17 protein-coding genes are annotated in these 20395 nt (G+C 74.0%); 6 read left to right on the top strand and 11 right to left on the bottom strand.

All coding sequences use genetic code 11. The features are described from left to right. Positions 1–19 precede the first annotated feature (19 nt). Positions 20–445: a phage holin family protein gene (locus ACZ4VF_RS04100; RefSeq protein ID WP_467923054.1), complete on the bottom strand. Its 426-nt coding sequence runs from the start codon at positions 443–445 to the stop codon at positions 20–22. An 81-nt stretch (positions 446–526) separates the two neighbouring features. Here ACZ4VF_RS04100 and ACZ4VF_RS04105 point away from each other — a divergent pair, with 81 nt between their 5' ends. Next, positions 527–874, top strand: coding sequence for a VOC family protein (locus ACZ4VF_RS04105; RefSeq protein WP_467923056.1), 348 nt, complete (start codon positions 527–529; stop codon positions 872–874). Here the strand turns inward: ACZ4VF_RS04105 and ACZ4VF_RS04110 are convergent. From ACZ4VF_RS04110 to ACZ4VF_RS04150, 9 genes are all read right to left on the bottom strand, one after another. Next, positions 862–1425, bottom strand: a complete 564-nt coding sequence (locus tag ACZ4VF_RS04110; RefSeq protein ID WP_467923058.1) for a GNAT family N-acetyltransferase — start codon at positions 1423–1425, stop codon at positions 862–864. The genes ACZ4VF_RS04105 and ACZ4VF_RS04110 overlap by 13 nt on opposite strands. Positions 1426–1442: 17 nt before the next feature. After that, the gene (locus tag ACZ4VF_RS04115; RefSeq protein ID WP_467923060.1) at positions 1443–2366 is read right to left on the bottom strand and encodes a S66 peptidase family protein; all 924 of its coding nucleotides are present in this window, start codon (positions 2364–2366) and stop codon (positions 1443–1445) included. Beyond that, positions 2363–4330, bottom strand: a complete 1968-nt coding sequence (locus ACZ4VF_RS04120; RefSeq protein WP_467923061.1) for a S9 family peptidase — start codon at positions 4328–4330, stop codon at positions 2363–2365. Before ACZ4VF_RS04120 ends, ACZ4VF_RS04115 begins: the two co-directional genes overlap by 4 nt. Before the next feature lie 3 nt (positions 4331–4333). Next, a complete protein-coding gene (locus tag ACZ4VF_RS04125; protein WP_467923063.1) occupies positions 4334–5650 on the bottom strand; it encodes a M20/M25/M40 family metallo-hydrolase in 1317 nt (438 codons plus the stop codon). Continuing rightward, positions 5643–6476, bottom strand: coding sequence for a M55 family metallopeptidase (locus ACZ4VF_RS04130; RefSeq protein WP_467923065.1), 834 nt, complete (start codon positions 6474–6476; stop codon positions 5643–5645). Before ACZ4VF_RS04130 ends, ACZ4VF_RS04125 begins: the two co-directional genes overlap by 8 nt. A gap of 69 nt (positions 6477–6545) precedes the next feature. Further along, positions 6546–7265 carry a class I SAM-dependent methyltransferase gene (locus ACZ4VF_RS04135; protein ID WP_467923066.1) on the bottom strand — a complete coding sequence of 240 codons (720 nt, stop codon included), beginning with the start codon at positions 7263–7265 and terminating at the stop codon, positions 6546–6548. 77 nt (positions 7266–7342) lie between these two features. Then, the gene (locus tag ACZ4VF_RS04140; RefSeq protein ID WP_467923067.1) at positions 7343–9883 is read right to left on the bottom strand and encodes a SpoIIE family protein phosphatase; all 2541 of its coding nucleotides are present in this window, start codon (positions 9881–9883) and stop codon (positions 7343–7345) included. Between the two features lie 143 nt (positions 9884–10026). Next, complete coding sequence (locus ACZ4VF_RS04145) at positions 10027–12411, bottom strand: MFS transporter (protein ID WP_467923068.1); 2385 nt, start codon at positions 12409–12411, stop codon at positions 10027–10029. A 160-nt stretch (positions 12412–12571) separates the two neighbouring features. Beyond that, on the bottom strand, positions 12572–13015 hold the full coding sequence (locus tag ACZ4VF_RS04150; protein WP_467923069.1) for an SRPBCC family protein: 444 nt from the start codon (positions 13013–13015) through the stop codon (positions 12572–12574). A 231-nt stretch (positions 13016–13246) separates the two neighbouring features. Here ACZ4VF_RS04150 and ACZ4VF_RS04155 point away from each other — a divergent pair, with 231 nt between their 5' ends. From ACZ4VF_RS04155 to ACZ4VF_RS04165, 3 genes are all read left to right on the top strand, one after another. Beyond that, positions 13247–14290: an Rv2578c family radical SAM protein gene (locus tag ACZ4VF_RS04155; RefSeq protein WP_467923070.1), complete on the top strand. Its 1044-nt coding sequence runs from the start codon at positions 13247–13249 to the stop codon at positions 14288–14290. Positions 14291–14436: 146 nt separating this feature from the next. After that, positions 14437–16020, top strand: coding sequence for an alpha/beta hydrolase (locus tag ACZ4VF_RS04160; RefSeq protein ID WP_467923071.1), 1584 nt, complete (start codon positions 14437–14439; stop codon positions 16018–16020). 51 nt (positions 16021–16071) lie between these two features. Further along, positions 16072–16617 (top strand): GNAT family N-acetyltransferase, encoded by a 546-nt coding sequence (locus ACZ4VF_RS04165; protein ID WP_467923072.1) that lies wholly within the window; start codon positions 16072–16074, stop codon positions 16615–16617. Positions 16618–16624: 7 nt separating this feature from the next. On the opposite strand, the gene ACZ4VF_RS04170 is transcribed toward ACZ4VF_RS04165, so the two are convergent. Beyond that, complete coding sequence (locus ACZ4VF_RS04170; protein WP_467923073.1) at positions 16625–17206, bottom strand: adenylosuccinate lyase; 582 nt, start codon at positions 17204–17206, stop codon at positions 16625–16627. A 390-nt stretch (positions 17207–17596) separates the two neighbouring features. Here ACZ4VF_RS04170 and ACZ4VF_RS04175 point away from each other — a divergent pair, with 390 nt between their 5' ends. Both ACZ4VF_RS04175 and ACZ4VF_RS04180 read left to right on the top strand, forming a co-directional pair. Next, entirely contained in the window at positions 17597–19411 is a 1815-nt protein-coding gene (locus ACZ4VF_RS04175; protein ID WP_467923074.1) for a 3-hydroxyacyl-CoA dehydrogenase family protein, read from the top strand. 160 nt (positions 19412–19571) lie between these two features. Next, a complete protein-coding gene (locus tag ACZ4VF_RS04180; protein ID WP_467923075.1) occupies positions 19572–20384 on the top strand; it encodes a TetR family transcriptional regulator in 813 nt (270 codons plus the stop codon). Positions 20385–20395 lie beyond the last annotated feature (11 nt).

The following is a 20395-nucleotide window of genomic DNA, read 5'->3' on the forward strand; positions in this document are numbered from 1 at the left end:
ATCTCTGTCGGAATCCGGGTCAGGCCCGGTGGTGCGGCGTGTCCGGCGGGCTCTCCGGCATCGGCGGGTACGGCATGCCGAGGCCCGTCGGCGGAGTGGCCGGCGGGGTGCCGCCGAGCACGTGGTCCGGGGCGTGCGGGGTGTGCCGGCGGTGCCCCGAGTGGGCCAGGCCGCGCAGGAGGTAGGCCGCGGCGCCGAGGAGCGCGGCGGTGATCAGTGCGGCGGCCCAGCCGGGCAGGCCGGCCGCCAGGGCCAGGCCCACCGCGAGGGCCAGCGCGCCGCCCGCGTACAGCGCGACGGCGCCGGACGCGGCGTAGAGCACGGCCGTGCGGCGTCGCTTGCGGGACTGCTCGCGCAGTTCGTCGCGTACCGTCTCGCGTGCCACCTGAGCCAGCTCTTCGACGAGGTGCTTGTCCAGATGTTCCAGGTGATCAGAACGGTCCATGCCCTGCGGGTACCCGCCGGACACGGCCGGTAACGCCCGCAGGCCTGCGCTCGGGCGCGGGCGCCAACTAGGCTCGTGCGCATGGAGATTCTGGGCGCCTCGCTGCGCATCTGCGTCGACGACCTCGAAGCCGCGATCCCCTTCTACGAGCGGCTGACCGGCGGCAGAGCCTCGCGCTTCGGACGCGGCGACGTGGAGGTCGCCGCGGTGGGCTCCTTCCTGTTGATGAGCGGCCCGGAGTCGGAGCTGGAGATCCTGCGCAGGGTGGCGGCGACGATCGCCGTGCAGGACGTGGAGGAGGCCCACCGGCTGCTCGACGAGCTGGGCGCCAGGATCGTCGCGGGGCCGGTGCCGACCCCGGCGGGCCGCAATCTGCTGGCGGTGCACCCGGACGGGTCGGTCTTCGAGTACGTGGATCAGCGGGGCTGAGCCGCCCCGCCGCGCATCTCGCTGGTCAGGGCCCAGCGTTCGTGGTCGCGCCAGGCTCCGTCGACGTAGAGCATGTCCGGGGAGAAGCCCTCCAGGCGGAATCCGGCGCCCCGGGCGAGGGCGATGGAGGCGGCGTTGCCGGGCTGGACGTTGATCTCCAGCCGGTGCAGGCCCAGCGGACCGAACGCGTACCCGATCACCAGCTCCAGGCCTTCGCGCATCAGGCCCCGCCCGGCCGCGTGCGCGAAGGCGCCGTAACCGAGGGCGCCGCACTGGAAGCCGCCCCGCACGATGTTGTTGATGTTGATGAAGCCGGCGATGGCCCCGCTGTCCTTCTCGCACACCAGGAAGCCGGCCCGGTCCTGGTCGGCGATGAGCCGGCCGGCGTAGTCGGCGTACGCCTCGTCGCTGTCCGGCGGGAACAGCCACGGCCGGTGCAGGTCCTTGCTCTCCCGGGCCCGCGCGGTGAACTCGGGTCCGTCCTGCGGGGTGAAGGGGCGGAGGGCGACGCGCGGGCCTTCGGCGAGGTACCGGGACGGAGGGTGCGGCATCCGGCCAGCCTACGGCGTCAGCGCAGGGCGGGCTCGTCGAGGGTCAGCGTGGCCGCGTCCGCGTCGAGTTCGGCAGCGAGCCCGAAGGGGATCGTGAGCGCTCCGTCGCAGTGGCCGAATCCGAAGTCCTCCACGACCGGGACGCCGAGCGGGGTCAGCCGGTCGGCCAGCAGGGCCCGCACCCGGGCGGGGTCGGCGCAGTCCCGCCAGGAGCCGAGCAGCACCCCGCGTACGCCGTCCAGCCAGCCGGAGCGCAGGAGTTGGGTGAGGTACCGGTCCAGCCGGTACGTCTCCTCGCCCACGTCCTCCAGGCAGAGCAGTCCGCCGCGCGCGGAGGGCCGGGCGTGCGGGGTGCCCAGTTCCGCGGCGAGCAGGCAGAGGCAGCCGCCGAGGGTGGTGCCGCGGGCCCGGCCGGACACCAGGGGCGTGCCGCCGGAGGTGATCGTGCGGACCGTCTCGGGGGCGAAGAGCGTGGCCCGCAGGTGGTCCTGGGCGCGGGTGTTCTTGACGAAGTCGATGCCGGCCGCCATCGGCCCGTGCAGCGTGGCCAGGCCCAGGCGGGTGGCGATGGCCTCGTGCAGCACGGTGAGGTCGCTGAAGCCGACGAAGACCTTGGGCCCGGCGGCCCGCAGGGCGTCCCAGTCGAGCAGGTCGATCATGCGCTGTGCGCCGTAGCCGCCGCGGGCGCACAGCACGGCGTCCACGGCGGGGTCGCACCAGGCGTTCTGGAAGTCGGCGGCGCGGTCGGCGTCCGTGCCGGCGAGGTAGCCGAACCCGGGGTGCCGGTCCAGGACGTGGGGGCCGACCACCGGGTCGAGGTCCCAGCCGCGCAGCACGTCGAGGCCGGCCTGGAGCCGTTCCTCGGGCACCGGCCCGCTGGTGGCGACGACGGCGACCCGTGCGCCGGGGGCCAGCCGGCGCGGACGGACGAGTGGGTTCACGGGGTCAGCTCCACCTTCGGTACCCGGGGTTGCGGTTCCAGCCGGAAGACCTGCGCGTACAGGGACAGTTCGGCCTCCAGGGCGCGGATCATCGTATCGGCCCGGCGGAACCCGTGCCCCTCGCCCTCGAAGGCCAGGTAGGCGTGCGGCACGCCGCGGCCGGCGATCCGGGCGAGGAAGCGTGCGCACTGGGCGGGCGGGCAGATGACGTCGTCCAGGCCCTGGAGCAGCAGGAAGGGCGCGGTGAGCCGGTGGGCGTGGGCGGTCGGGGAGCGTTCGGCGTACCGGTCGGGGACCTCGGCGAGCGGGCCGACCAGCGACTCCAGGTAACGGGACTCGAAGTCGTGGGTCTCGCCGGGGCCCCAGGTGGCGAGGTCGAGCACCGGATAGACGATGGTGCCGCAGGCGTAGACGTCGGTCGTGGTCAGGGAGGCGGCGGCGGTCCAGCCGCCGGCGCTGCCGCCGCGGATCGCCAGCCGGGCGGGGTCGGCGGTGCCCTCGTCGGCGAGGGCGCGGGCGACGGCGGCGCAGTCCTCGACGTCGACCACGCCCCACTGCTCGCGCAGCCGCTCCCGGTAGGCCCGGCCGTATCCGGTGGAGCCGCCGTAGTTCACCTCGGCGACGCCGATGCCCCGGGAGGTGAAGTAGGCGATGGAGAGGTCCAGCACGAGCGGCGCCCGGCTGGTGGGGCCGCCGTGCGCCCAGACGACGTACGGCGGGAGCTCGCCGTCGGGTGCGGTGCGGGCGGGGTGGTGCGGCGGGTGGAGGTGGGCGTGCACCTCGCGGCCGTCCGGGCCGCGGAAGGTGCGGGTCAGCGGCTCCGGGTAGTAGGCCGGGTCGACGGGGTCGCGGTGCGGGGCGCCGATGACGCGGGTGCGGCCGGTGGCGGTGTCGAGTTCGACCACCTCGTGGGCGGTGCGCGGGCCGGCGCCGACCGCGACGACGCGTCCGCCGTGGGTGGCGAGGGTGGCGGTGAACTCCGTCCACGGCCCGGCGGCGTCGACGATCTCGCCGGACTCCGGGTCGAGTATGCCGAGCGCGGCCGGTCCGCGGCCGTGGACGACCGCGAGGAGCCCGTCGTCCAGCGGCGCGAACCAGCGCAGCCCGAGCTGCCACAGCGGCCCGCCGAACTCCTCCTCGCGCGGGCAGAGGGGAACGCCGTCGCGGTAGAGGTTCCACCAGCCGCTGCGGTCGCTCGCGTACAGCAGTCCGCCGGCCGCCGACCACTCGACCTGGGCGACGGCCTCGTCCGGTCCGCCGGCGACGGTCCGCGCGTCCTTCAGCAGGCCGTCCTCGGTCACCTCGGCGACCAGCAGCTCCGTTCCGTCCCACGGCATCCGCGGGTGGTCCCAGGCCAGCCAGGCGGCGCGCCGGCCGTCCGGGGAGAGCCGGGCGCCGGTGACGAAGCGGTGGCGGGAGAGGAGCAGTTCGCGCACGGCACCGCGGTCGCCGGCGGCCGAGCCGTCCAGCGGTACGGCGGCCAGGACCCGCCGCACCTCGCCCGGGCCGTCCCCGGTGAACTCCTCCAGCACGCACCACACCTCACCGCGGGCGAGGTCCAGCCGGGGCTCCGCCCAGCGCAGGCCGCCGCCCAGCGCGGAGAGGGGGGTGAGCGGGACGGGCTCGCCGCCGGGTTCGTACCGGTACAGCCGCTGGTCGGCGAAGTGCACGAAGACGACCAGCGGCCTGCCGTCGTGCACCTCCCCGGTCCAGGGCCGTCCGCCGTACTCGACGACCCGGCTGCGCACGTTCCACGGCGCGGGCAGCACCGTCTCCTCGTCCCCGTCGGTCCGCCGCCGCACCAGCGCCCGCCGGCCGCCCTCGGCCGGCCGGGGCTCGGTCCACCAGACCTCGTCCCCGACGAAGCCCACCCAGTCGGGGCGCCCGTCGTGCGCGGCGGCGAGCGCCGCGTCGATCGGGGAGGGCCATGATCCGTACGGGGACGTCAGCACCTCGTCCGCCATCGGCTACGCCGTCCGCAGGAAGCGGTCCAGCACCCGGACCCCGAAGTGCAGCGCCTCCACGGGCACGCGTTCGTCCACGCCGTGGAAGAGCGCCTGGTAGTCGAGGTCCGGGGGCAGCTTCAGCGGGGTGAAGCCGTAGCCGGTGATGCCGAGCCGGGAGAACTGCTTGGCGTCGGTGCCGCCCGACATGCAGTACGGCACCACGTGCCCGTCGGGCGCGAACGCCTCGACGGCGGCCCGCATCCGCGCGAACAGGGGCGTGTCCACGGGTGCCTGGAGGGCCGTTTCGCGGTGCTCGAACTCCCACTGGACGTCCGGGCCCGTCAGCTCGTCCAGCGTGGCGGTGAACTCCTCCTCGCCGCCCGCCAGGAAGCGTCCGTCCACGTGGGCGACCGCCTCGCCGGGGATGACGTTGACCTTGTACCCGGCCTGGAGCATCGTCGGGTTGGCGCTGTTGCGGACGGTCGCCTCGACCAGCCGGGCGGCCGGGCCGAGTTTCTCCAGCAGGCGGTCCACCTCGGTGAGGTCGGCGTCGATGCCGTTCAGCGCGGCGAGCCGGGTGAGGGCGGCCCGCACGGTCGGGGTGAGGCGGAGCGGCCACTCGTGTTCGCCGATGCGGGTGACGGCGGCGGCGAGCCGGGTCACCGCGTTCTCCTGGTTCACCCTGGATCCGTGCCCGGCCCGGCCCCGCGCGGTGAGCTTCAGCCAGCCGGTGCCCCGCTCCCCCGCGGCGATCGGGTAGATCTCCCGGCCGGACCCGTCGTGGAAGGTGAAGCCGCCCGACTCGCCGACGCCCTCCGTGCAGCCCTCGAAGAGCTCGGGGTGCCGGTCGGCGAGGAACCCGGAGCCGTCCTCGGCGCTGGCCTCCTCGTCGGCGGTGAAGGCGATGACGAGGTCGCGGCGGGGCCGTACGCCCTGCCGGGCCCAGGACCGGACGACCGCCAGGATCATCGCGTCCATGTTCTTCATGTCGACGGCGCCGCGCCCCCACACCACACCGTCCCGGACCTCGCCGGAGAAGGGGTGGACCCGCCAGTCGGCGGCCTCGGCGGGCACGACGTCGAGATGGCCGTGGACCAGCAGCGCGTCGGCGGACGGATCGGTGCCCTCGATCCGGGCCACCACGTTGGTGCGGCCCGGGGTGCGCTCCAGCACCAGCGGTTCCAGGCCCGCCCCGGCCAGCCGCTCGGCCGCGTACTCGGCGGCGGGCCGCTCCCGGCAGTCGCCGCCGCCGCGGTTGGTGGTGTCGATGCGGATCAGGCCGGAGGTGAACTCCACGACCTCGGCCAGGGCCAGGTCGTCGGCCTGCTGGTCAGCCATACTGCTCCTCCACGGCGGCAGAGGCGATCGTGGTGACCGCCTTGAACGTCCTGATCCCCTCGTACATGGTGGCGCTGGTGTAGGCCACCTTCCGCTCCCCGGTCCGCGCCACGCCGGGGACGACGGTGGCGGCCATCGCGAGGTGCTCGGCGTCGAACTCGACGGCCACCGTGAACGGCCCGGCCTCGGCCGGTGCGTGACGGACCGCCAGCCGGGCCGCCTCCTTGGCCGCCGCGCGGATGTCGGCCGCGGTCCTGGCCGGCGTCCGGCACACGGCCGCGTACCGCGACACGTGGTCCTTGACGGCCACCTTCAGTGCCTCCGGCGCATAGCCGAGGGCGTCCTCGCAGGCCACGTCGTCTCCGGTGACGAGGACGACCGGGACCCCGTACTCGGCGACGACGTGCGCGTTGAGCAGACCCTCGCTGGCCCGGACGTCGTTCAGCCACACCCCGGTGATCTGGTTCGCGAGGTAGGTGTGGGCGAGGACGCCCTCCATGCCGGCGCCCGCGTGGTAGCCGACGAACGCGACGCCGTCGACGTCACCGTGCTGGACGCCCTCCACCATCGACAGCGCCTTGTGCCGGCCGGTGAGCATCTCGACCCGCTCGTCGAGCCGCTCCAGGAGCAGGTTGCGCATGGTCCAGTGGGCCTCGTTGACCAGTACGCGCTCCGCCCCGCCGTCGAAGAAGCCCTCCACGGCGGCGTTCACGTCGGAGGTGAACATCGGCCGGCACCGCTCCCACTGCGGCGTCCCCGGCAGCACGTCGGCGGGCCAGGTGACGCCGGTGGCACCCTCCATGTCGGCACTGATGAGGATCTTCATGCTCCGTCACGTTACGCGCAGAGTGGCGGCCAGGCTACGACCGCGCCGGGGAAGCGGCCCCGGCTCCGGTCAGGCCCCGCCGAGGACGTACCAGTGGGCCGGCAGGTCGATCCGGGTGCCGTCGGCGAGGTGCTCGGTCTGCGGCACGGTCGTCCGGCCCTCGGCCAGGACGGTGAGGCCGGCCCCGGCGAGCAGGAGGGGGATCTCGTCGTCGGGGGCGTCGGCGGGCTTGAGGCCGTGGTGGAAGACGCGCCGGAGCTTGGGGCCCGGGCCGCCCGGCTCGGACGCGGCCCGCTTCAGGACCTCCCGGGAGCCGGAGGTGAGTTCGACCACGAAGGCGCGTCCCTCGGTGCCGATCAGCTCGGCGACGGCGGCGGCCACGGCGGGCCGGGCGGCGGGTTCGCTCTGGTGGATCACGGCCCGCATGTAGACGTGGACGTCGCCGAGCTTGTGGTGGAGGGCGCGCACGGCGTCGGTGTCGGTGAGGTCGAGCTGCCGGAACTCGACGGGGGCGCCGTTCGCGGCACGGCGGGCGTGCTCGACGGCGGCGTGCGAGAGGTCGACGCCGACGGCGTGGGCGAACCGGGTGGCCAGGTAGCGGGTCTGGGTGCCGTTGCCGCAGCCGAGGTCGACGATGGTCCGGTCCGGGTCGGCGTGCGGCAGGAGCAGTTCGCTGTGCGGCGCGGCGCTCAGGGCGGGATCGGAGTCCCATATCGCCTCGCCCCGGGCGTCGGAGGTCTCGCTCCAGTAACTCTCCCACGATTGACGGTAGTTCTCCGAGACGTTCATACGATCTCCCCACGGTTCGATTCCGTGATCGGGATATCGCGGTCTCACGGCCCGGGGCAAGAGCCGGGCCGATGTCTTCACGAGACGGGGAGGGCCTGTTCGAACCAGACGGTCTTCCGGTGCCCGGTGGCGGTGGCACCCCACTCCCGGGCCAGCCGGCTCACCACGCGCAGTCCGCGGCCGGCGTCGTCGTGGGGGCCGGCGCTCAGCATGGCGGGCAGGGCCGGTTCGTCGTCGGTGACCTCGAACAGCAGCGCGTTGGTGCGGACCACCCGCAGCCCGATCCGGTCGCTCCCGGCGTGCCGGACGGCGTTGGTGACGACCTCGCTGACCAGGAGTTCGGCCGTCTCCACGGCCTGCGGCAGACCCCAGTCGAGCAGGCGCTCGCGGACCAGACGGCGGGCGCGGGCCACCTCGCGCGGATCCGGGTCGAGCCGCCACTCGGCGACGTGGTCGTCGGGGATGCCGTTGAGGCGGGCCATGAGCAGGGCGACGTCGTCCTTGCGTCCGCCGTGCGTGTTGAGGGCACGGATGATGGTGTCGCAGGCGTCGTCCATCGAGGCCGCGGGGTGGGCGGCGGACTCGCAGAGGGCGGCGAGACCCTCGCCGATGTCGGTGCCGCGCACCTCGACCAGGCCGTCGGTGCACAGCACCAGGCGGTCGCCGGGCCGGACCCTGACCCGGGTGGCCTCGAACGGGACCCCGCCGACGCCGATCGGGGCACCGGTGGGCAGGTCGAGGAGTTCGCTGCCGCCGTCCTCGGCGCGCACCAGCACGGGCGGGATGTGGCCGGCGTTGGCGAGGGTCAGGTCGCCGCGGATCGGGTCGTAGACCGCGTACAGGCAGGTGGCGAGGTAGCTGTCGCCGAGTCTGCGGGCCAGGTCGTCCAGGTGGCGCAGCAGCTGGGCGGGCGGGGTCTCCATGGCGGCCATGGTCTGCACGGCGGTGCGCAACTGGCCCATCATGGCGGCCGAGTTGAGACCGTGCCCCATGACGTCGCCGACGACGAGGGCGGTGCGGGAGCCGGGCAGCTTGATGGTGTCGAACCAGTCGCCGCCGATCCGGCCGAGCCGGGTGCCGGGCAGGTAGCGGGTGGCGATGTCGCAGCCGGCCATCCGCGGGGCGACCCGGGGCAGCATGCTGTCCTGGAGGGTGTCGGCGACGTTCTCCTGGTAGGTGTACATGCGGGCGTTGTCGAGCACGAGGCCCGCGCGGGCGGCGAGTTCGGCGCCGGTGGTGCGGTCCATGTCGTCGAACTGCGGCCGGTCGGGGCGGCGCATGAGCACCATGAAGCCGAGGACGACGTTGCGTGCCTTGAGGGGGACGATCAGCAGGGACCGGCCGCCGATGAGCGGGCGGAGGTCGCGCTTCTCGAACTCGCCGGAGATCCGCTCGGACAGCTCCTCGGTGACCCGCGGGACGAGGACGGGTTCGCCGGTGACCATGCACTGGTAGAACGGCGTGTGCTCGGGGAAGGCGAAGGCCTCGCCGACGGGCACGGTGTCGTCCCAGCGGCCCGGTTCGTCGTTGTGCTCGACCCAGACGCGGAACATCATGGTGGTGGCGTCCGGCGGGCCGTCCGGGAAGCCCTCGCCGGCCAGCACCGCGGCGCGCAGATGGGTGCCGGCGAAGTCCGCGAACCGGGGTACGGCGGCGCTGGTGACCTCGCGGATGGTCTCGCCGAGGTCCAGGGAGGAGCCGATGCGGGAGCTGACCTCGTTGAGGAACTCCAGCCGCTCGCGGACGGCGGCGTACTCCAGGTCCCGTTCCGCGCCGGCGGGGACCACGGCGGCCGTCCGCTGCGCGGGTACGACGGCCGCGGCCGGCTGGGCTGCCGCGGCGCGGCTGCGCCCGGGACGGCGGGGGACGCCCCAGTCCGGGCTCACGGGGACCCGCTCGAACTGGCTGAACTCCAGGACCGGGTAGCCGAGTTCCAGGACCTGGGCGACGATCCGGGCGCTGAGCCCGGGGCCCATGTTGGGCAGGATGTCGGGCAGGCGCCGTTCGAGTTCCTCGGAGGCGGGCAGTTCGGTGTGGCGGGCGAAGCCGGGCGAGATGCGCTCGGCGGTCTCGTCGTCGTAGCCGCGTTCGTCGCGCAGCCGGGTGGCGTCGGCGGCGAGCACGAGCAGCCGGGAGGGCCCGGGGCCGACCAGCGGGTAGGCCCACCACAGCACGTCGAGCCGCTCGTCGCCGGACGGCTGCCCGGGCGGGCAGAGCCGGGCGCGGCCCGCGGTGGCGTAGCCGGTGGACCCGCCGAGCGAGGTCTCCAGGTCGGGGCCGGGTCCGTCGTACGCCACGGGGTCGTAGGCCGCGAAGTCGGCCGTCATCGCGTCGGCCGTCATCGCGTCGGCCGTCATCGTGTCCGCGGGCATCGCGTCGGCGGGCATCGCCTCGGCCGGTGGGTCGTCCGGGAGGGTGCCGGCGACCGGCAGCAGGTCGGCCGCCGTGCGACCCACGGCGTCCTCCCGGCTCACGCCGAACATACGCCGTGCGCCGCTGCTCCAGTGGGACACCAGCCCGGCGCGGTCGACGACGACCACGGCCAGCGGAATCCGGCCCGCCGCGATGTCGCCGGCGCCGCGCCCGGGAACTGCGTCCCGCTCGCTGCCACGGTCCATGGCCCAGGCCCTCTCTCCCCACGGCTGTCCGCAAACGATCTGTGCCGCCCGCCACTACGGTACGGCGGCGCCTCGTCGCGATGTGTGGCAATCCTGGAATTGGTTTCCCCGGGATCGCTCCGGCGCGCGGTACCGCGCCCCGCTCAGTCCTCGTGGCCGAGCTGGAGATCGCGCTCCGTGCGGCCACCCCCCGCGACCTGCAGCACTGTGGCGACCGGCGGGTAACCTGCGGCGATGACGGTGTACTCGCCGGAGGACAGATCCACGAACCGGAACGTCCCGTCGGATCCGGTGGTGAGGGTGTCGACCACGTTGCCGGCGGCGTCGAGGAGGGTCACGCGCGCGTCCTCCACGGCCCGCCCGCCGCTCGCCCGGACGGTGCCCCGCAGCACGGCGCCGCCCGCGAGTTCGATGTCCTGCCGGGTCTCCCGGGAGGCCTGCACGGTGACCGGGAGCGCGGCGGGCCGGAAGGCGGGGGCGCTGGCGGCGAGGGTGTACTCGCCGGCGACCAGTTCGGTGATGACGTAGCCGCCCTCGCGTCCGCTGCGGGTGCTGGCGACGACCTCGCCGTGCACGTTGGTGAGGGTGACGGTGGCGTCCCTGACGGGGCTGCCGTCGGCGGTGAGCACGCTGCCGGCGAGGCGTCCGGCGCCGCCGAGGACGACGTCGAGCTCGACGGGGCGTTCGCCGACGGTGACGGAGACGGCCTGCGGCTGGTGGCCGCCGGCGGCGGCGATCAGCACGTACGACCCGGAGCCGGGGGTGCCGAGCGCGTACCGTCCGTCCTCGCCGCTCGCGCCCCGGCCGACCTGCTGCCCGGCGACGTCGATGAGGGTGAGGGCCGCGCGGGGCACCACGGTGCCGTCGGGGTGCTGCACGGTGCCGCAGACGGGGATCCCGGCGGCGTGGGGCGCACGGGCGCCGGGGATCGGTGCGGTCACGGTCTGCGGCTCCGTTTCGGCGGTGTTGTGGGACACCAGTGGTTTCTCCTTGAGGAAGAAGGCGATGAGCAGGCCGAGGGCGAGCACCGGGACCAGGTAGAGGAAGATCCGGGGCATCGCGTCGGCGTAGGCGCGGATGTAGGCGTCGCGCAGGGCCGGGGGCAGCGCGTGGACGAGCTGCGGGGTGAGGGAGTCGGCGTCGGGCAGTCCGGTGCCCGCGCGCGGGGGCAGTTCCGCCCGCAGCGCGGACGTGAGCCGGTCGGCGAAGAGGGTGCCGAAGACGGCGGCGCCGACGCTGCCGCCGATCTGCCGGAAGTAGTTGTTGGCGCTGGTGGCGCTGCCGAGGTCGGCGGGGCGCACGGAGTTCTGCACGGCGAGGACGAGGACGGGCATCACCAGGCCGATGCCGGCGCCGAGGACGGCCATCCAGACGCTGTAGTACAGCCGGGGCGTGTCGGTCTCCAGCCGGGACAGCAGCCACATGCCGGCGGTGGCGACGGCGCCGCCGAGCAGCGGGAAGATCTTGTACCGGCCGGTGTGGCTGATGAGCTGGCCGCCGATGACGGAGGCGCCGACGATCCCGGCCATCATGGGCAGCATCAGCAGCCCGGACTCGGTGGCGCTGGCACCGTCGACCATCTGCAGGAAGGTCGGCAGGTAGCTGGCGGCGCCGAACAGGGCGACACCGATCACCAGGCCGACCAGGCCGCTGACGACGAAGACGGAGTCACGGAACAGCCGGAGCGGGATCAGGGGTTCGGCGGCGAAGCGTTCGGCGACGAGGAAGAGGACGGTGGCGGCGAGGGCGCCGGCGCCGAGGCCGAGGATCTGCCGGGAGTCCCAGGCGTACTCGGTGCCGCCCCAGCTGGTGAGCAGGACCAGGCAGGTGGAGGCGGCGGCGAGGAGCAGCGCGCCGGGCACGTCGAGGCGGGCCCGCGCGCGGGGCCGGGGCAGCTTGAGGACGACGGCGACGACGGCGAGGGTGATCAGGCCGAAGGGGACGTTGACGTAGAAGCACCAGCGCCAGGAGAGGTGGTCGGTGAAGTAGCCGCCGAGCAGCGGCCCGGCGACGGAGGCGAGGCCGAAGACGGCGCCGATGAGGCCCATGTACCGGCCGCGTTCCCGGGGCGGCACGATGTCGGCGATGATCGCCTGCACCCCGATCATGAGCCCGCCCGCGCCGACGCCCTGGACCGCGCGGAAGGCGATCAGCTGGTCCATGGTGCCGGCCCGGCCGGCGAGCGCGGAACCGAGGACGAAGACGGCGATGGCGAACTGGAAGACGCCCTTGCGGCCCAGCAGGTCGCCGAGTTTGCCGTAGATCGGCAGGCCGACGGTGGAGGTCAGCAGATAGGCGGTGATCGCCCACGACATCCGGTCCAGGCCGTGCAGTTCGCCGACGACCTTCGGCAGGGCGGTGGCGACGATCATCTGGTCGAGGGCGGCCAGCAGCAGTGCCAGCATCAGCCCGAAGAAGACCAGTCGCACGCGGCGGGGGCTCGGTTCGACGGCCTCGGCGGGTAGCGGGTCGGGGAGGCCGGGTGGCGCGGTGACCGTTTCCGTCCGGTCCAGAGTGATCCCGCTCATCCAGCGCTCCCCTCGTCACACCTGCCACACAGTTGCCGCGCGATGCGACAACTCCGAGCAAGTGCGACGAGTTACGGCGCCGACCCGGTCGAGATGTGTTTCCACTCGAACCGGTGAAGGGACCCAACACCCCGGAGGGTGCGGGGACTTGCCGCCGGGCCTACTGCTCGACCTCGGCGGCGAGCCTGGCGAGCAGGGCGTCGTAGATCCGGCCGAGGCCCTTGGGCGCGAAGGTCCTCTCGAAGAAGCCTCCGATGCCGCCGGCGCCCTGCCAGGTGGTGGTGACGACGACCCGCGACCTGCCCTCACCGGCGGGGGTGACGCGCCAGGTGGTGACCATGGAGGAGTTGCGGTCCTTCTCGACCAGTTCGCCGTCGGTGGGCTCGCCGACCTCCAGCAGGCAGTCGCGCACCCGCTTGCTGGTGGCCTGGAGCTTCCAGTGGACGAGGGTGCCCTCGCCGTCGCCGCCCTCGCGCACCTCGTACTCGCTGAACTGCTCGGGCAGCAGCTTCTGCCGGGTGCCGCGGTAGTCGGCGAGGGCGTCGAACACCTTCTCCGCGTCCGCCGCGACGACCCGCTCCGTAGTGGCCTCGACCTGCGCCATTGCGTTCCTCCACGACCTGGTTCCTCGGGGTTGGGGCAAGCCAACCACCCTGGCGCCCGGCCGCCCAAATCGGGGGCCGCCACCGGGCCGCCCCCGGGACCGGCCGGGGCCGGGACCCGGGGCCGGGTCAGCCTCCCGAGCAGGGCCCCGATCGGGGTTCCGGTCCGGGCTCGCACGATCATGGGAACAGATGTTCTATTCTGTGGCCCGGGGCGAGCACGAGGAGGCGTCATGCGCTGGGACAACCTCACGGACGAGAACGAACACGGCCGGGCCGCCGACGCCGCGCTGTTCGGCGCGGACGCCGTGGTCAGCCGGACGTTCGACACCCCCGAGTTCGCCGGGATGACCTTCCACGAGGTGCGGGCGCGCTCGGTGCTGAACCGGGTGCCGGGCGCCTCGCGCATGCCGTTCGAGTGGACGGTCAACCCCTACCGCGGCTGCACGCACGCGTGCGTCTACTGTTTCGCCCGCAAGACGCACAGCTACCTCGACCTGGACACGGGCATCGGCTTCGACACCCAGATCGTGGTCAAGGTGAACGCCCCCGAGGTGCTGCGCCGCCAGCTGGCCTCCCGCCGCTGGCAGGGCGACCACGTGGCGATGGGCACGAACGTCGACTGCTACCAGCGCGCCGAGGGCCGCTACCGGCTGATGCCGGGCATCGTCTCCGCCCTCACCGACCACGCGAACCCGTTCTCGATCCTCACCAAGGGGACCCTGATCCTGCGCGACCTGGAGCTGCTGGTCCGGGCGGCCGAGGTGACGGACGTGGGCATCTCCGTCTCGGTCGGCTTCCTCGACACCGAGCTGTGGCGCACGGTCGAGCCGGGCACACCCGCGCCGGAGCGCCGGCTGGACGTCGTGCGCACCCTCGGCGAGCACGGGATCGGCTGCGGGGTGCTGATGGCGCCGGTGATCCCCTTCCTGAGCGACCACCCGGACCGGCTGCGCGAGACGGTACGGGCGATCGCGGCGGCCGGGGCCACCTCCGTCACCCCGCTGGTGCTGCATCTGCGCCCGGGCGCCCGGGAGTGGTTCATGGCCTGGCTCGGGCAGCACCACCCCCACCTGGTGCGGCGGTACGAGCGGCTGTACGCGGAGGGCTCCTACGCGCCCCGGTGGTACCAGCGCCGGATCACCCGTCAGGTGCACGAGCTGGCCGAGGAGTACGGCATCGGGCCCACGCGCGCGGGAGTGGCCCGCCGGATCCGCCCGGCCGGACCGGCACCGGTCCCGGCCGACGCCGCGCCGGTCCAGCTCAGCCTCATGTGAGCACGTCCGGGGCGTTAGGGGGCATCCCACGGCCCAATTGGGTCAACTATCGGCAGATCGGGTTCTTCAGGACGCCGACTCCGGGACGATCCGGCGAGAACCGCGGGCCTCGCGGTTCTCCGCCCCCTCCGTCCCGGGAGGACCGTATGAGAACACGCGCAGCCGTGCTGTGCACGGCCGCAGCCGCCGCCGTGCTGGCGGGCTCCGTCACCGCCGCTCCCGCGCACGCCTCCCGGCCCGACCGGCCGGGCCGGGCGGAGCCCGCGCGGCTCAGCTGGAAGAAGTGCGGCATCAGCGACTACCCCGGGCTCCAGTGCGCGTCCCTTAAGGTGCCGCTGGACCACGCGAACCCGTCGGGCCGGCAGGTCACGCTCGCCCTGTCCCGCGTCCCGCACACCGCGCGGTCCTCGCTGGGCCCGCTGCTGGTCAACCCCGGGGGGCCCGGCGGCAGCGGCCTGACGCTCGCCGGGTTCGTCGCCTCGGCGCTGCCGAAGAGCGTCGCCTCGCGCTACGACGTCGTCGGCTTCGACCCGCGCGGGGTCGGCCGGAGCACGCCCGCGCTGAACTGCGCGCCGGGCCACTTCGCGCCGGTGCGCCCGGACTCCGTGCCGGGCACCCCCGCGGTGGAGCGCGCGAACCTCGACCGCGCCCGGTCCTTCGCCGCCGCCTGCGGCCGCCGGTACGCCGACGTCCTGCCGTACCTGGACACCGTCAGCGCGGCCCGGGACCTGGACGCCGTCCGCCGGGCGCTGGGCGCCGGGCGGATCAGCTACTTCGGCTACTCCTACGGCACCTACCTGGGCGCGGTCTACGCGAAGCTGTATCCGCAGCGGGTGCACCGGCTGGTGCTGGACTCGGTCGTCGACCCGACCGGCGTCTGGTACGAGGACAACCTGGGCCAGGACTACGCCTTCGACGGCCGCCACCGCGCGCTGATGGCCTGGATCGCGAAGTACGACACGGCCTACGGGCTCGGCAAGGACCCGGCGCGGATCGAGGCCCTCTGGTACGCGATGCGGTCGGCGCTGGCGAAGAGGCCGGCCGGGGGCCGGGTCGGGGCTGCGGAGCTGGAGGACACCTTCATGTCCGGTGCCTACTACGACGGTTACTGGCCGCACCTCGCCGAGGCGTTCGCGGCCTACGTCCAGCGCAAGGACACCGGGCCGCTGGTGAGGACGTACGAGAACGTCGCCGCGGTGGACGCCACGGGCGAGAACGGCTACAGCGTCTACACGGCGGTGCAGTGCCGTGACGCGGCCTGGCCGCGCGGCTGGAACCGGTGGCGCGCGGACGGCTGGAAGGTGTACGCGAAGGCACCGCTGATGGCGTGGAACAACACCTGGTACAACGCGCCCTGCGCGTTCTGGCCGACGGCCCCGCTGAAGCCGGTGGACATCACCAACCGCTCGCTGCCGCCGGCGCTGCTGTTCCAGGCGACCGAGGACGCGGCGACCCCGTACACCGGCGGGGTGACGGTGCACCGGCTGCTGGCCGGCTCCAGCCTGGTGGTCGAGCAGGGCGGCGGCAACCACGGCGTCACGCTGAGCGGCAACGCCTGCCTGGACCGGCACCTGGCCGCGTACCTGGGCAGCGGCACGGTGCCGCGGGGCGCCGGTCCGGCCGACGCGGTCTGCGCGAAGTCGCCCGACCCGAAGCCGTTGAAGGGGAAGACGGCGCCGACGGCGTCCCGCGGTTCGATGCTGCACGGCCTGCTGGGCTTCCGCCCTTGACCGAGGGACCCGGCCCACGGGGTCGTCCGCGGGATGGTCCACCATGAGCCCATGAGCGAACCGGTCCCCCTGCCCCGCGTCGGCCCCCTGACGGTCCGTGAGATGCGGCTCGCCGACTGCGAGCGCGTCTCCGGGATACGGATCCGGGGCTGGCGGCACGCCTATCGGGGGCTGATGCCCCAAACGTACCTCGACGGGCTCAGCGTCACCGAGGACGCCGAGCGGCGGCGGGCCCGGTTCGTGCAGGGCGGCGGCTCGGTGGTGAACCTGGTCGCCGAGCAGGAGGGCGAGGTCGTCGGGTGGGCGGCGTGCGGGCCGTACCGGGACGGCGGTACGGCCACCGGGGACGCCGAGCTGTACGCGGTCTACGTCGACCCGGACCGCCTCGGCGCCGGCATCGGCCGGGCGTTGCTGGCCGCGGCGGTCGAGCGGTGCCGGGCGTACCCGCGGATGCTGCTGTGGGTGCTGAAGGGCAACGCGCCCGCCCGCCGTTTCTACGAGCGCGCCGGTTTCCGGCCCGACGGCACCGAGGAGTCCTTCGAGGCGGACGGCGTGCCCGTGCCCGAGGTGCGGTACGAGCGGACGCTGGGCGGCTGACCGGGCGTCAGCGGGGCTGCTGCTGCGGGATCCGGGCGAGGGCGTGCACCGCCGCCTCGGCGAGCGCGGGATGCGCGAGGGCCTCGCTCAGCACCCGGCGGGCGCGGGCGTCACCGAGCGCGCCCAGGCCCTCCACGCACGCCAGGGCCACCCGCCGGTAGGGGTCGTGCGGGCGCAGCCGCCGCTCCAGGGTGGTGATCAGCGCGGGTACGGACTCGGGGGCGCGCAGTTCGGTCAGGAGCCGCACCGGGTGCAGGGCGTAGGCGACGCGGAGTTCGTTGGTGGCCAGGGCCGCGGCGGCCCGGGCGGTGCGCGGATCGCCAAGCCGGGCGAGGGCGTGCGCGGCGGAGGCGCAGCGCGGCGGGTCGCGGTGGTTGAGCAGCAGCACCAGGGACTCGAAGGCGCGCCGGTCGCCCGCGCGGCCGAGGCGGAACGCGGCCAGCTCCCGGGCCCACAGGGGCTGTCCGGGCGCGGTGAGCACCTCCGCCAGTTCGTCGGGGTCCTCGGTGGCCAGCAGGCGGTCGAAGCCGGGCGTCCCGCCCGACTCCCGCCGTAAGCGCTCCGTGAGCGATCGCAACTCTTCGTCCACGACGTCCAGCCTAGGCGGGTCGCCGCCGGCGAGGGAGGTACATCACAAAGTCGGTTTCCGCCGAGGGGCTGGCGCGCTCGTTACCCGCCGGTTAAGCTCATACGAGCGAGTAACCCTCTCGCACTTCCGCTGGCGACGGTTTGGTGACGCAGCCGTCGCGAGCGCGTTCTGTCGGTTCGGTACGCCGTCTGTACCGCAGTACGACCCGGCTTCGGGACAGAGCCGGTCGGACGTTCCGCCGCTGCCGGGCGTGTGCACGCCCGTGGCACCGGCGACACCGGGCGTGTGCGCTCGCAGCCCGGCAACACCCGCACTCTCCTCGCACCGTGGTGCGCCCTCCGGCGCACCCGGCGCGCTCCTCGTCGTCACCCTCATTCCTGGAGTCCCGCGATGGCCACTCCCCTGTCCCCCCAGTCCGGCAGCTCCCCGTCCCGGCTCGAGACGATCGCCGTCGTCGGCCTCGGCACCATGGGCACCGGTATCACCGAGGTCCTCGCGAAGGCCGGCCGCGAGGTGATCGGCATCGACATCAGCGAGGACCGGACCGCCAAGGCGCTCGCCTCGCTGGAGGCCGCCACCGCCCGTGCCGTGGAGCGCGGCCGGCTCACCGAGGAGGAACGCGCCGGGGCGCTGGCCCGGGTGCGCACCGCCACCGACCTCACCGCGGCGGCCGACGCCGACCTCGTCATCGAGGTGGCCCCGGAGTCGTACGAGATCAAGCACCAGATCTTCCGTGAGCTGGACGGCATCGTCCGCCCCGAGACGATCCTCGCGACCGGCACCAACGCGCTGTCCGTGACCCGGCTGGCCGCGGACTCGGCCCGGCCGGAGCGCGTGCTCGGCCTGCACTTCTTCAACCCGGCGCCGGCGATGAAGCTGGTCGAGGTCGTCTCCTCGGTGCTGACCGCGCCGGGTGCCGTCGCCGCCGTCACGGATCTCGCCTTCGAGCTGGGCAAGGAGCCGGTCGCGGTCGGCGACCGGCCGGGATTCGTCGCGGACGGACTGCTGTTCGGCTACCTGAACCAGGCCGCCGCGATGTACGAGGCCAAGTACGCCTCACGCGAGGACATCGACGCCGCGATGCGGCTCGGCTGCGGCCTGCCGATGGGTCCGCTCGCCCTGCTGGACCTGATCGGCGTCGACACCGCGCGGACCGTCCTGGAGGCGATGTACGCCGAGTCCCGGGACCGGCTGCACGCTCCCGCCCCGATCCTGAGGCAGCTCAGCGAGGCGGGCCTGACCGGCCGCAAGTCCGGGCGCGGCTTCTACACCTACGAGGCGCCGGGCAGCGCCACCGTGGTGCCGGACGCGCTGACCCCGGCGGCGGACGGCTCGCCCGCCGCGGGCCGCGAGGTCCGCTCGGTCGGTGTCGCCGGCTCCGGGACCATGGCCTCCGGCATCGCCGAGGTGTTCGCCAAGGCGGGCTACCAGGTGGTCCTGGCCGCCCGCAGCGAGGAGAAGGCCCAGGCGGCCAGGGCCCGGATCGGGAAGTCCCTCGCCCGGTCCGTCGACAAGGGCCGGCTGACCGCCGAGGCCGCCGCCGAGACCCTGGAGCGGATCGTCCCGGCGGGGTCCTACGACGCCTTCGCCGAGGTGGACCTGGCGGTGGAGGCGGTCGCGGAGGACCTGGAGGTCAAGCGGCAGCTGTTCGCCACGCTGGACAAGGTGTGCAAGCCGGGCGCGGTGCTGGCCACCACCACCTCGTCGCTGCCCGTCGTCGCCTGCGCCCGCGCCACCTCGCGCCCGCAGGACGTCATCGGCATGCACTTCTTCAACCCGGCGCCGGCCATGAAGCTGGTCGAGGTGGTCCGCACGGTGCTGACCGCCGACGACGTGCACGCGACGGTCCGCGAGGTCTGCAGGAAGATCAGGAAGCACGCCGTGGACTGCGGGGACCGGGCCGGCTTCATCGTGAACGCGCTGCTGTTCCCGTACCTGAACAACGCGATCAAGATGGTGCAGGACCACTACGCGTCCCTGGACGACATCGACGCGGCGATGAAGCTCGGCGGCGGTTACCCGATGGGCCCGTTCGAACTGCTGGACGTGGTCGGCCTGGACGTGTCGCTGGCCATCGAGCGGGTCCTGCACCGCGAGTTCCGCGACCCGGGCCTCGCCCCGGCGCCGCTGCTGGAGCACCTGGTGGCCGCGGGCTGCCTCGGCCGCAAGACCGGCCGCGGCTTCCGCGAGTATGCCCGCCGCTGACGGCGCCGGCGACTGGTTCCGGACGGAGGCGGACTGGGGAGGGCTGCTCGGGCCGGGCGGCCCTCCCCCGTCAGCCCGGGCCGGCGGCGCCCCGCCCTCCGGGGGCGGGGAACACCCCGGACCTGCGCGGGGAGCCGCGCGCATGCAGTACGTTCGGGTCATGTCCCAGCCCGCCAAGTCCTCACGTACGCCAGCCACGCCCGACGCGCCGGAAAGTGCCGCAGGCAGTCGCGCCGCCGCCCAGCGGCTGAAAATGCGCCGAGAACTGGCGGCAGCAGCCATGGAGCTGTTCGCGACCAAGGGGTACGAAGCCACCACCGTCGACGAGATCGCCGCCGCCGCCGGGGTCGCCCGGCGCACCTTCTTCCGCCACTTCCGCTCCAAGGAAGAGGCGATCTTCCCGGACCACGACGACACGCTGATCCGCGCCGAGGCCGTCCTGAACGCCGCTCCCGCGCACGAGCATCCGCTCGACACCGTGTGCCGGGGCATCAAGGAGGTCATGAAGATGTACGCGGCGCGGCCGGAGATCTCGGTCGCCCGCTACAAGCTCACCCGCGAGGTGCCCACGCTGCGCGAGGCCGAGATCGCCTCGGTGGCGCGCTACGAGCGGCTGTTCACCCGCTACCTGCTCGGCCACTTCGACGAGCACGCGCACGCCGACGACGCCAACGACGACCCGCTGCTGGCCGAGGTCGCCGCCTCGGCCGTGGTCACCGCGCACAACCACGTGCTCAGGCGCTGGCTGCGGGCGGGCGGACAGGGGGACGTGGAGGCGCAGCTGGACCACGCCTTCGCGATCGTGCGCAAGACGTTCGGCACCGGCATAGGGGCCGGCCGCGAGAGCGCTCCGCGGACCACGCCGGCCACCGCCGCCGCCCACGGGGAGGTGCTGGTGACGGTGGCCAGGACCGACGCTCCGCTGGACGAGGTGATGCGCACCATCGAGCAGGCGCTCAAAGAACGGTCGTAACCGGTCGGACC

This window comes from Streptomyces sp. NPDC029151, assembly GCF_055564315.1.